Source organism: Nocardia sp. NPDC058666 (genome assembly GCF_042714895.1).
Taxonomy (GTDB): Bacteria; Actinomycetota; Actinomycetes; order Mycobacteriales; family Mycobacteriaceae; genus Nocardia.
This window is the reverse complement of record NZ_JBHXRY010000017.1, coordinates 1-12944: the sequence shown is the minus strand read 5'-3', so window position 1 is coordinate 12944 and position 12944 is coordinate 1. Positions and strand designations below refer to the sequence as shown.

Sequence of the window (12944 nt, the reverse complement as noted above, 5' to 3'; positions counted from 1 at the left end):
GCGCACTCACCCGAAATCTCTCGCCTAGCGGCCCCACACGGTTCGCGCGCGGCGTAGGTCCAGGATGCCTGGTGCGCCGACATCGGTCGACTGCGCCGCGATCTTCGCACGGAGTTCGGCGGGATCCATCGGATTCACCGTATGTCCGGCCGCCTCGAACCGGCGGTTGCGGCGCGACTGCGCGGCCACGGCGTTGACGGGAGCGTCGTCGTAGGCGCGGCCGCCGGGGTGCACGACGTGATAGGTGGCGCCGCCGCGGGAGATGCCCGTTGCCACGTCTACCAGGTCGAATACCAGCGGCGCGTCGACGGTGATCGTCGGGTGCAGCGAGTTCGGCGGCTGCCAGGCGCGGTACCGCACGCCCGCCACCTGGACGTCGGATTTGTCGGTGGCCAGCAGCGGGACGGGCATGCCGTTGCAGGTCAGCACGTACCGGCCGCGATCGGCGCCGACCAGTCGCACCTGCAGGCGTTCCACCGACGAGTCGACGTACCGGGCGGTGCCCTGTCCGGTGGTCTGTTCACCCAGCGTCAGCCACGGCTCGATCGCGCCGCGCAGTTCCAGTTCCGCCTCGCCGATCATCGCGGTGCCGATGCGCGGGAACCGGAACTCGGTGAACGGGTCCAGCCACGCGGTATCGAAGTCCACGCCTGCCGCGCGCAGGTCGGCGGCCACTTCCGCGATGTCGTTCATCAGGAAGTGCGGCAGCAGATAGCGCCCGTGCAGGTTGGCACCGTGCCGGATCAGCGGCGCGCGCAACGGCTTGTCCCAGAACATGGCGACCAGACCACGCACCAGCAACGACTGCACCATCGCCATCTGGAAATGCGGCGGCATCTCGAAACCGCGCAGTTCCAGCAGCCCGAGCCGGCCCCGCGCGGAATCGGGGCTGTACAGCTTGTCGATGCAGAACTCGGCACGGTGGGTGTTGCCGGTGAGGTCGGTGAGCAGATGCCGCAGCGCCCGGTCGATATGCCAAGGCGCCGAACGGATTTCCGAGGGCGTTGAACCGTCGGACTGCTCGGCGGACAATCGCGCGACCTCGGCGAAGGCGATCTCGAGTTCGTACAGCGCGTCTTCGCGACCCTCGTCGGCGCGGGGTGCCTGCGAGGTCGGTCCGATGAAACGCCCGGAGAACAGGTACGACAGCGCGGGGTGTCGCTGCCAATAGGTGAGCATCGACACCAGCAGATCCGGACGACGCAACATCGGCGAACGCGCGGGCGTGACCCCACCCAGGGTGATGTGGTTACCGCCGCCGGTGCCGCCGTGCGTGCCGTCCACATCGAACGACTCGGTGCTCAACCGCGCCAGCCTGGCCTGCTCGTACAGGGTGTTCAACACCTGCGCCTGCTCGGCGAACGAGCTGGTCGGCATGATGTTCACCTCGATCACGCCAGGGTCCGGCGTCACCGAAAAGGTGTGCAGCCGTGCGTCACTGGGCGGTGCGTATCCTTCCAACACCACCGGCTGCCCGATCGCCACCGCCGCAGCCTCGACCTTGGCGATCAGATCGAGGAAATCGTCCAGCTCGGTAACCGGCGGCAGGAACACATGCAACCGCCCCTGCCTGACCTCGGCCACCAGCGCGGTCGTCGGCGTGAAATCAGCCGGCTCCACCGCGGCAGGCGGCTCGGACCGCTTGCCGGACAACGGTTTCTGATACAACGGATCGCTGTCGGGCAGCACCGGCGGCGCGTGCCACGATACCGACCCGATCGGAAGCCGCAGTCCCGCAGGCGAATCCCCATCCGCGAGGACAATCCGCCCCGTCCCGTCCTCACTGCGCCCACGCCGCAACTGCCAATCAGCACTGGCCCAACCCGCCCCGTCGGCGCGCCGGTGAATCGGCAACACATACGCCGAAGGCCGGTCCACCGACTCCTCCAACGTCTCGAGCAACACCCGCCGAACCTCGGGCGAGTCCTCCGTGGGATCGATATCGGCAACAGGCGGATCCCCATAAGGCGCACTCACCGTCGCCGCCAACCGCGCCAACGGATCCTCGAAGGCGGGCCGCACCTGCCCCTCCGGCAGCCCGAGCGTGCCGGCGATCTCCGCGATCAGCGCCCTGGCCGCATCGATATCTGCGGCAGGCGCCCGATCCGGAATCACCCCCGCAGCCGAGTTCTGCTGCGGCGACTCCGTAGCGCGAATCCCCTTCGCCGCAGCCTCTTTCGCCGCGGCCTTCGCCTTCTTCCCCCGCAACTTCTTCTTCCCTAGCCCCTTCCGTGCGGCGGACTTGGCCTTCTTGTCGGCCTTCTCCGACACCTTGGCCTTCTTCGCCGGGCGAACAGAACCACCGGCATCAGCACACGCCTGCTGCGCCTCCGTCGGCCGACGATGTTCGGCCTCGACCAGACCGACAGGCTCGTCGATCAACACCGGCCCGTCCTCGAACTCCACCGACTGGACGTCCGAATCGGGGATGTAACCCGCCTCGACCGCCGACTCCGCCGCGACCGCGTGATCGCCGACATCGGCAGCTAGGCGATCGCCGAGGTCGGCAGTAAGCCCGCTCGCAGGTTGGTCGCCCGCATCGCGGTCATGCGCATCGCGGTCACGCGCATCGCGGTCACTCGCATCGCGGTCACGCGCATCGGAGTCCGCCTCATCGGCCAAGCCCATCGTGACCACCGCGGCAGCCACCGCACCCCGATCCGGCGGCGTCGGCGCGACCGTCCCGAACATCTCACCCGGCGCATCCGCCCCACCCGCGAGACCGAGCGCGATCACCGCCCCGGCGACATCACCCACTCCGCCCGGATCGACCATCTCGAGCACATCGCCACCGACCCCCTGTGTCTCCCCATCATCGGCAAGCCCCAACGCGACGACCGCGGCAGCGACCTCACCCCCACCGACGCGACGCCGCGCATCGAACACCGCGACCATATCGACCGGACCGGCGGAAACCCTGTCGGCCACGGCCGTACGAGGCGCATCGAGCACCGACACCGAATCCGACGCCCACCGCTGCTCATCGACGGAATCATCGCCGTCATCAGCCAACCCCAACGCGACAACAGCCGACGCGACCTCGGCCCCCGCAGGCGCGTACCCGTTCGAACGCGCCACGCTGCGCGCAACCGGCGTCCACGGATCAGCGAGCAAATCCTGCCGCGTCCAGATCGGCTCCCCATCGGCGCGCCACGCGATCGCGATCTCCCAGCGCGGCAACGGTTCTCCCGGATACCACTTGCCCTGGCGATACTGCACGATCCCGGTCGGCGCGTAGATCGACCGCAACCGGTCGCTGAGGTCGACCGCACGCTCACGCTTGTGCGCACCGTCGGCATCGGTGGTCCACTGCGCGCTGACCTGGTCGTCGACGGACACGAACGTCGGCTCGCCACCCATCGTCAGCCCCACATCGGCCGCGGCCATCCGCGCATCGATCGCGGCACCGGAGGCGACGATCCGTTCCCATTGAGACTCGGTGTACGGCAACGTGACTCGCGGGTCCTCATGAATCCGCCGCACCACATTACTGAAATCCAGTGTCGCCTCGGTGATCCCGGTCGCGCCCGTAATCGGAGCAGCGGCGCCGGGATGCGGGGTCGCCGCGAGCGGAATATGCCCCTCACCCGCGAACAGACCGGACGTGGGATCCATCCCGACCCACCCCGCACCGGGCAGATACACCTCGGTCCAAGCGTGCAGATCGGTGAAGTCCGCGGTCGGCCCCGAAGGCCCGTCCAGCGACGGCACATCCGACGTCAACTGCACCAGATACCCGGAAACGAACCGCGCCGCCAACCCCAGCTCGCGCAACACCCCCACCAGCAACCACGCCGAATCACGGCACGACCCCAGCGCGGTGCGCAACGTGTGATCCGGCGTCTGCACACCGGCTTCCATGCGCACGGTGTAATCCACGCTGTTGCGCAGCGCGTAGTTCAGTTCGACCAGATAGTCGATGGCCCGGATACGCCCCTGCGGCCGGTGCACCCGCGCCCAGTCCTGCAGCAACTCCCCCGGCCCACTGCCCGGCCCGTCCTCGTCGACACGCCGCAGATAGGGCGCGAGATCCTCGGCCAGGGCCGCGTCGTACTCGAACGGGATGAACTCCGCGTAATCCTCGATGAAGAAGTCGAACGGGTTCACCACCTCGAGGTCCGCGATCAACCCGACGGTGATCGACAACTCCTTGGTCGGCGTCGGAAACACCAGCCGCGCAACGAAATTGCCGAACGCGTCCTGCTGCCAGTTGACGAAGTGGTCCGCAGGCGACACCTCTAACGAATACGCCTCGATCGGTGTCCGCGAATGCGGCGCAGGACGCAACCGCACTTCATGCGGATGCACCTCGACGAGACGATCGAACGAGTATGCCGTGCGGTGCTCGAGTGACACCTTGATGCCCATTCACCCAGTGGACCACACACCACCGACACGGCGCGGGCTGACGAAACCTGAGTTTCCCGACGGGCACCCGTTTCGAAACACGCTGGTAATAGCGCGAGCCGCGGACCCGCATAGATGGCGGGCGAACCCGCTGCCCGTAGGGTGAAGCAGGTGAGCTACGACCACATCCTGCTGCCGTCCGGCGTCGCCAGCTCCGTCGACGAAATCGACGCGTACCTGGCCGCCCAGGAGGGCCTACCCGAGTCCGAGCCGATCGCGCGGATCGCCGCCGAACTGAACGCGCGCAATGCCGAACTGCCCGAGGAGGACTCGTTCCTCAGCATCGCGACGGTGGGCGGCCCCAGCGGCGACACGCTCTACGTCCCCTCGCCGTACGACGCCATCGGCTTCGTACGCAACCTGCTGTTCGACCTGGCCACGCCCCTCGGATACGCCGTCTACGACCCGCAGCTGACCTGGCTGATCGACCCGGCCGGACACATCCCGATCAACGTCACGCACGGCGGCGCGGGCGAATTCCCCTATCTCACCGAGGAATTGGCGCACCGCTGGGTCGCGGGCCTGGCCGCCCCCAACCCGTACCTGATCGTCGAGCAGGGCGAGCAGCGCTACATCCAGACCTACCGCGACCCCAGCGGCCCGTACACCCTGGAATACCGCGACGGCGCCCCCGACCGGCATTTCGGCACCACCCTGGACGATCCGGCGCAGGTCGCGAGCATCATCTGGGACTGGGCCAACGGCAAACCCGACATGGGCAGCGACGTGACCTGGTCGCGCGTGGAGATCTAGTCCCTACAGCGTCCGTCGACCCGACAGCGCGCGACCCAATGTCAGTTCGTCGGCGAATTCCAGATCGCCACCCATCGGCAGACCCGACGCCAACCGCGTCACGGTGAGTCCGGGGAAATCGCGCAACATCCGCACCAGGTAGGTGGCGGTGGCCTCGCCCTCGGTATTGGGGTCGGTCGCGATGATCACCTCGCTCACATCGATGCCGTCCTCCTGATTGCCGATGCGGGTCAACAACTCCCGAATCCGCAACTGGTCGGGCCCGACACCGCTGAGCGGATCGAGCGCACCGCCGAGCACGTGGTACCGACCACGGAACTCGCGGGTGCGCTCGATCGCCTGCACATCCTTTGGCTCCTCGACCACACAGATCATCGTGCGGTCGCGGCGCGGGTCGGCACAGATCCGGCACAGCTCACCGTCGGCGACCGTCCCGCACGACGCGCAGAACTGCACGCCGTCGCGCACCTTCTGCAAGGCGGCCTGCAACCGGTCGATCTCCGGCGGCTCCACCTGCAGCAGATGAAAAGCGATGCGCTGTGCGCTCTTCGGACCGACGCCGGGCAGCTTGCCCAGCTCGTCGATCAGATCCTGTACCGGCCCCTCATACATCAGAAGTCGGGCAGACCGGGCATCGAACCGCCACCGAGTCCCTGCGACAGCGGACCGAGACGCTCGGCCGCGAGCTGCTGCGCATTGGCCATCGCATCGTTGATCGCCCCGATGACCAGGTCCTGCAGACCGTCGACATCGGCGGGATCGACCACCTTCGGATCGATCGTCAGCGCGGTCACCTCGCCACTGACCTTGATCGTGGCCTGCACCAGACCGCCACCGGCCTGACCCGACACCGAGGTCTCGGAGAGCTCGGCCTGCGCCTGCATCACTGCCTGCTGCATCTGCTGAGCCTGAGCCAGCAGTGCCTGCATATCGAACTGACCATCACCGGGTTGCACAACACTCCTGTGTTATCTGGCGGCCGGGGCCGCGGGGGTTTTCGGCCCTGAGGGCCTCACACCCGAGGGACGATACTGCGCCTTCGACGTTCCGTCTCGCCCCTCGGGTGCGAGGCGGCCGAAAACCGTGGGAACGGGGATGGGCGCGTTGTGTTGTCAGTTTAGTCGTAGGCGTCGGGTGCGGCGGTTGGGATAACCGTTGCCGCCACAGCGTCGAATCTCCACCCGATAGATGCTCGATCGCGCTAGCTTGGATATGTGCGGCATGGTCGGTTTCGGCCGCCGCATACCGACTGAAACGCCGGTGACACCGATTGTCGAGAGGTGGTCACATGGATCCGGAGCCGACGCGGTTGCAGCGCGGGCACTCCGAGGCGGCGGCCGGGGGATTGAACACGCAGCGGACGGTGGCTCCGGGGGAGCCGGACGAGGCGGTGATCGCGGAACTCGACGTCATGGGGTTGACGGGGGCCAAGGAGATCGGGCGGGGCGGGTTCGGGGTTGTGTACCGGGCTTTACAACCGGCGCTGGATCGGGCCGTCGCGGTGAAGGTGCTGTCCTCGGAGATCGATGTGGAGAGCCGGGAGCGGTTTCTGCGCGAGGAACAGGCGATGGGCAGGCTGTCGGGGCACCCGAATATCGTCGACATCCTGCAGGTCGACGTGACCGAGACGGGGCTGCCGCTGATCGTGATGCCGTACTGCTCGCGCGGCTCGCTGGAACGGCTCATCCACGATCGCGGACCGCTGACCTGGGCGGATACCCTGCGCGCGGGGGTGAAGTTGGCCGCGGCGATCGAGTCGGCGCATCGCGCGGGGATCCTGCACCGGGATGTGAAACCGGCGAACGTGCTGATCAGCGGTTACGGCGAACCGCAGCTCACCGACTTCGGCATCGCACGGATTCCCGGCGGGTTCCAGACGTCGAGCAGTCTGATCACCGGGTCGCCCGCGTTCACCGCGCCGGAGGTTCTCAAAGGTTATGAACCGACCGTGCGGTCTGATGTCTACGGGCTGGGCGCGACCCTGTTCGCCCTGCTCACCGGCCACGCCGCGTTCGAACGCCACACCGGCGAGAAGGTGGTCGCCCAGTTCCTGCGCATCACCACCCAGCACGTCCCCGACTTACGCGCCCAGGACATCCCCGGCGACGTGGCCGCGGTGATCGAACGGGCCATGTCCCCTGATCCGGCGGACCGTCCCGCCTCGGCCTACGAATTCGGCGAACTGTTGCGCGAGGTCCAGCGCGCGCACGGGCAGATGCCCGACGAAATGGCACTGCTGGACTCCACGGACACCACCGACGAGGTGCCTCACGCGCTGAAATCGGTGACCGGCCATCGCAGTTGGCCGTTGACGCTGCAACCGGCGGGCGCCTCGGTGCCCATGCCCAGCACCACCACCGGCACCCTGCCGCCCACGGCCGCCACCAAATTCCGCCCGCCGACCCCTGCCCGTGAACCGTTCCCCCGGCAACGCCTGCTCGACGTCCTGCGCGACGGAGGTCAGCGCCGCCTCGCCCTGATCCACGCCCCCGCCGGATTCGGTAAGAGCACCGTCGCCACCCAATGGCGCGCTGACCTGTCCACTCGCGACATTCCGGTCGCCTGGCTCGGTGTCGACCAGGACGACGACAGCGAGATCTGGTTCCTGGCGCACCTCATCGAAGCCATCCGCCGCGTGCGCCCCGATGTCGGCGCGGGCCTCGAGCAGGTGCTGGAGGAACGTCCCGCCGACGCGGTCGCCTACGTGATCGCGAAACTGATCGACGAGATCCACGCCAGCGGCGAACCGGTGGTGATCGTGGTGGACGACTGGCATCGCGTGCGCGACCCCGGCGTGCATCGGGCGATGGCGGCGTTGCTCGACAACGGTTGTCACCATGTGCGTTTCGTCATCACGAGCCGTGATCAGGCCGGTCTGCCGATCAGCCGGTTGCGGGTGCGCGACGAACTGGTCGAGTTGGATGCCGCCGCGTTGCGCCTCACCGAATCGGAAACCCGGCAGATCCTGGTGGAGCGCAACGGTTTCGCGCTCACCGACGAGCAGATCGAGCAGATCCACACCGCCACCGACGGCTGGCCCGCCGCGATCCAACTGGTGAGCCTGACGCTGCGCGGAAAGGCCGACCCGGCGCAGCTGCTCAGTTCGCTGGCCGAAGGCGGGCACGGGATGCGGGAGTATCTGGCGGAGAACGTGCTCGACGCGTTGGCGCCGCAGCAGTTGGAGTTCCTGATGGCGATCTCGGTGGTCGAGCGGGTGAACGGTTCGCTGGCCGGGCTGCTCGCCGATGTGCCCGACGGCGCGGCGATGCTGGAACAGTCCGAGCAACGGGAGCTATTTCTGCATCGGGTTCAGCATGATCCGGAGTGGTATCGGATGCAGCCGTTGTTCGCCGAGCATCTGCGTGCGCGGCTGGAACGCGAGCATCCGGGGCGTTCGAAAGTGTTGCACCGCAGGGCGGCTCGTTGGTATGCCGAGCATCAGTCGTTGCGGAAGTCGGTGGATCACGCGCTGGCGGCGACCGATCTCAAGCTGGCCGCCGATCTGCTCGAAAGCGGTGGCATGGATCTGATCGATGGGTCGCGGCTGGCTACCCTGCTCAGCAGCGTGTCGAAACTGCCTGTGCAACAGGTGACTTCGCGGTCGAAGCTGTTGATGGCGGTGGCTCGGGCGAATATGAACATGCAGCAAACGGGGTCGGCGCGCAGTGCGCTGGGTCGGTTGTCGAACCTGCTGGCGCGCAGCTCGCCAGACGGGCCGGAGGCGTCCGAACAGCGGTCTGCGGCAACGGTGTTGGATGCGGCGGATCGGGTGGCGCATGATGACACCGCCGAGGTGGCCGACCGGCTCGCCTCCCTGGTGGCGCAGCCGAACGACCTGCCCGTCTGGACGGTTTCCACTGCCGCGAACTTGATGTCGTTCGTTCGACTGTGCGAGTTCGATTTCGCCGCGGTGACGCAGTTGCAGGACTGGGCGGCGGACTATCACGCACAGTCGAAGGACCCGCTCGGTCCGGTGTTCGGCCTCTGCGCGCTGGGCGATTCTGCCTACGAGCAGCTCGATATCGCTACTGCCACCGACTGTTTCGAGCAGGCCTACGAAACCGCGCGGCAGCGAGCCGGCCCGCATTCGGACGCCGCCCGTGTCGCAGCCGCTCTACTGGGCGAGTTGGCCTATCGCCGCGGTGATCTGGCGGCGGCTGATCGACTACTCGATGAGAGTCACGAGCTGGTGACCAGGGTCGGGCCGGTCGACTTCCTGATCGCGACGTTCGTGATCGGGGCCAGGGTGAAGGCCGCGCTCGGCGACCAGTACACGGCCTCGGCCCGGCTCGACGAAGGCGCGCGGGTGGCCGCGGAGAACAACCTGGCCCGCCTGGACGCCCATGTCCGCGCCGAGCGGTCCCGACTCGGGCTGCCCACCGGTCCCGACAACTTCGCACCGGACACGTCCGGCAATGGCGTGCGTCGTAGCAAGAAGGGCGCCCCCGCGCTGATCACCGAGGCGCGCGCCATCGCCGACATCCGGGTACTGCTGTCCGAGCAGCGCCTACGCGCCGACGATCGCGCGGCCCGGCACGCCAGGGTGATCTACGCGCAGACACTCGAACAGAACCGCCCCCGTGCGGAATTGGACGCGACCCTGCTGCTGGCCGAGTGCCTGGCGTCGGCGGGATGGGTCGGGGAAGCCACCGGGCTGGTGCTGCCGGTCCTGCGCACCTGCGCCGAACTCGGCTGGACCAGACCGCTGTTGGACGCGGGCCCGGGGGTCGTGGGCCTGCTCCACGTGTTGCGCACGCAATCCCATGACGGGCAGGACCACCCGATCCTGCAGGCCTTACCCGGTCACTTCCTCGACCAACTGCTGTAATTTTTGCGGCTGGCGCCGCGGTTCTCGGCAACAAGCTAAGGCGTCCACCAAGGTCGCAACGGCACATCCCAGGTTCCGTCCGGACCCAACTTCACGCCGAGCACGTGATGCAGCTGCACCACGTTGCGTTGGAAGCCCAGTCGGCAGCCCGCCATGTACAGGCCCCACACCTTCGCGGTGCCCTCACCGACCTCGTCGACGCAGGCGTCCCAGTTTTCGACCAGGTTCTTGCACCATTCGTGCAGCGTGAGGGCGTAGTGCTCGCGCAGGTTCTCCTCGTGCAGTACCTCGAGGCCGATGTTCTGGGCCTCGGAGACGATGCGGCCGGAGCCGATCAGTTCGCCGTCGGGGAAGACGTAGCGGTCGATGAAGTCGCCGGCTTTGGTGGTGCGGGTGTTGTCGTGGCGGGTGATGCAGTGGTTCAGGAACAGGCCGCCGTCGCGCAGCTTGTCCTTGATGAAGCCGAAGTAGTACGGGTAGTTGTGCACGCCGATGTGCTCGGTGAGGCCGATCGAGGACACCGCGTCGAATTCACCCTCGGGGAGGTCGCGGTAGTCGCTGTGCCGGACCTGCGCCAGCTCGCTCAGGCCTTCCTCAGCGATTTTCTGCTGCGCCCACGCGGCCTGCTCGGCCGACAGTGTCGCCCCGATCACGTGCACGCCGCGTCGTGCCGCGTACCGGACCATGCCGCCCCAGCCGCAGCCGATGTCGAGCAGTCGGTCGCCTTCTTTCAGGCGCAGCTTGTCGAAGATCAGCCGGTACTTGTTCTCCTGTGCCTGCTCGAGCGTCCAGTTCTCGTCGCCGTAGACCGCGCAGGTGTAGGTCATCGACGGGCCGAGCACGTACTCGTAGAACTTGTTGGACACGTCGTAGTGGTGGTGGATCGCCTCGGCATCGCGAGTCTTGGAGTGGCGTAAGCCTTCCAGCGCGATCCGGCGCCAGCGCGGCAGCGTCTCCTGCGGCGGCGGCGCGATCGGTTTGAGCCGTTCCCAGCCCAGCGAGCGCGCGATCGTCACCAATGACAGGGCCGACGGGCGATGGAACTTCATGCCCTGCATGGCTTTCAGCAGGTCATACGGGTCGCCGGGGTGCACGCCGTCGGCGACCATGTCGCCGGCGATGTAGGCGCGCGCCATGCCGAGGTCGCCGGGGGCACCCGCCAGGTAGTTGATGCCGCGCGGGGTTTTGATCTCGAGGGTGTAGGGCGCGTCCTGCGGTCCGGTCGCGCTGCCGTCGTAGGCGGTCAGGCGGACCGGGACATCGCCGTTCACGAGGGTTTCGAATACCTCCGCGATCGTGAGCCGGGTCCCCAGTTCGGATAGGCCGACGGCCTTGTCAGTTCGGTCCTTGAATGTCGTCACTTGCGTTGCACCGCCTTCGAATACAGATTCAGCAGTCGTTGGTCCGGGTCGTAACGGTTCTTGAGTTCGGTGTAGGTGTCGCCGCCGTACAGCTGGGCGAACTCGGCCTCGTCGTAGTAGGAGTCCGAGTACAGCGACTTGTGTCCGTCGAACGCGGACACGATCTTCTCGATCGCGCGGTTGGCCGCCCCTTCCGGTTGACCTCGCTTGGTCGGCACCGCCGACCAGAATCCGACATTGACGTACGTGCGTTGCGGTTCGAGCGGGTACAGCGGCCACGGACGCACGTTCTCCGTAGCGGGGTCATCGACGGCACGTAACCGCAATGGGCACAACCAGATCGGCTCGATCGGTATTTCCCGCAGGAACCACTCGACGAAGTCGGCGGTGTGTTGCACAGGGACCTCGATGTCCTGCACGACGCGTTCCTGCGGGGGGTTGCCTTTGCGGGCCTCCAGGCGGTCGCCGATGTGGTGCTTGCGGTCCAGCGCGACCAATTTCCAGTAGAAACTGCTGCGACGGTGCGACTTCGGCCAGAGCCTACGGATCTTCGGGTTCTGCGCCCCGAAGGCGCGCGAACACCAGAACCAGTCGGTGTCCCAGCGCCACAGGTAGTCGGCGATGGTCAGTCGGTCGCGTTTCACGCCGTCGGCGTGCTGCAGAGAGCGGTAGAAGATGTCCATGCCGGTGTAGTCGGAGACCGGGCCCGGTTCGTCGGTCTTGCGACCCAGCGTCAGGTAGCTTTCGCCGGCGCTGAACACCACGCCGTCGAGGTAGTCGACATCCTCGTTGTCGTACCGACGTTCCTCGACGATGCGGGCGAGCGCGGCTTCCATGTCGCGCAGGTTGTGGAAACGCACGTGCCGCAGTTCGACGAACGGCAAGACCGGTTCGAGCTCGATCTTCAGGCGGACGGCATAGCCGAGGGTTCCGTAGGAGTTGGGGAACCCGTGGAACAGGTCGGCGTTCTCGCCGGTCGGGGTCGCGGTGATGATCTCGCCCGCGCCGGTCAGAATGTCCATTTCCAGCACGGATTCGTGGGGTAGACCGTTGCGGAACGAGGTCGATTCGATGCCGAGGCCGGTCACCGCGCCGCCCAGGGTGATGGTTTTGAGCTGGGGCACCACCAGCGGCGCCAACCCGTACGGGAGGGTGGCCGCCACCAGGTCCTCATAGGTGGTCATGCCCGCCACATCGGCCGTGCGCGCTTCGGGGTCTACCGCGATCACCTGCCCCAGGCCCGACACGTCCAGCCCGGGCGCGGTGGATGCCGCCCTGGCTCGGAACAAGTTCGACGTCTTCTTCGCCAGTCGGACGACGGCACCGGAAGGGATGGCGCGATAGCTGTCCAGCAGTCGCTTCACCCCCGCTCGATGCGCGGCATATCCGGACTCGCGCGCGGCCGGTTCGTGACCAGCCCTACCCAAAAGACTCACTGCCACCCCCTCGACGCTAGTACGAGCCTGACCGCTGGGCCACCGGTTACTTGCGCGCCGCGACAAAATGTCACGCACATGTTTCTCCGCCGCCGCAACCTGGCCGGGTGATCCGCACTGGCACAGGGCAGGATGTAACCCGGTCGAGATATATCGTCC

7 protein-coding genes are annotated in these 12944 nt (G+C 67.2%); 2 read left to right on the top strand and 5 right to left on the bottom strand.

Features of this window, described 5'->3' with window-relative positions:
* Positions 1–24: 24 nt before the first annotated feature.
* Complete coding sequence (locus tag ACFWVD_RS25575; RefSeq protein ID WP_379246933.1) at positions 25–4368, bottom strand: transglutaminase family protein; 4344 nt, start codon at positions 4366–4368, stop codon at positions 25–27.
* Between the two features lie 150 nt (positions 4369–4518).
* Between ACFWVD_RS25575 and ACFWVD_RS25570 the strand changes: the two genes are divergently transcribed.
* Positions 4519–5160 (top strand): hypothetical protein, encoded by a 642-nt coding sequence (locus tag ACFWVD_RS25570; RefSeq protein ID WP_379246931.1) that lies wholly within the window; start codon positions 4519–4521, stop codon positions 5158–5160.
* A gap of 3 nt (positions 5161–5163) precedes the next feature.
* On the opposite strand, the gene recR is transcribed toward ACFWVD_RS25570, so the two are convergent.
* Both recR and ACFWVD_RS25560 read right to left on the bottom strand, forming a co-directional pair.
* Positions 5164–5772: a recombination mediator RecR gene (gene recR / locus ACFWVD_RS25565; protein ID WP_379246929.1), complete on the bottom strand. Its 609-nt coding sequence runs from the start codon at positions 5770–5772 to the stop codon at positions 5164–5166.
* Positions 5772–6089, bottom strand: coding sequence for a YbaB/EbfC family nucleoid-associated protein (locus ACFWVD_RS25560; RefSeq protein WP_379247055.1), 318 nt, complete (start codon positions 6087–6089; stop codon positions 5772–5774). The genes recR and ACFWVD_RS25560 overlap by 1 nt, the downstream gene beginning before the upstream one ends.
* A 359-nt stretch (positions 6090–6448) precedes the next feature.
* On the opposite strand from ACFWVD_RS25560, the gene ACFWVD_RS25555 reads away from it, so the two are divergent.
* Entirely contained in the window at positions 6449–9988 is a 3540-nt protein-coding gene (locus tag ACFWVD_RS25555) for a protein kinase (RefSeq protein WP_379246927.1), read from the top strand.
* A 35-nt stretch (positions 9989–10023) separates the two neighbouring features.
* Here the strand turns inward: ACFWVD_RS25555 and ACFWVD_RS25550 are convergent, their stop codons facing one another.
* On the bottom strand, positions 10024–11349 hold the full coding sequence (locus tag ACFWVD_RS25550) for a class I SAM-dependent methyltransferase (RefSeq protein WP_379246925.1): 1326 nt from the start codon (positions 11347–11349) through the stop codon (positions 10024–10026).
* Positions 11346–12785, bottom strand: coding sequence for an FAD-binding oxidoreductase (locus ACFWVD_RS25545; RefSeq protein ID WP_379247053.1), 1440 nt, complete (start codon positions 12783–12785; stop codon positions 11346–11348). The genes ACFWVD_RS25550 and ACFWVD_RS25545 overlap by 4 nt, the downstream gene beginning before the upstream one ends.
* Between the last annotated feature and the right edge of the window lie 159 nt (positions 12786–12944).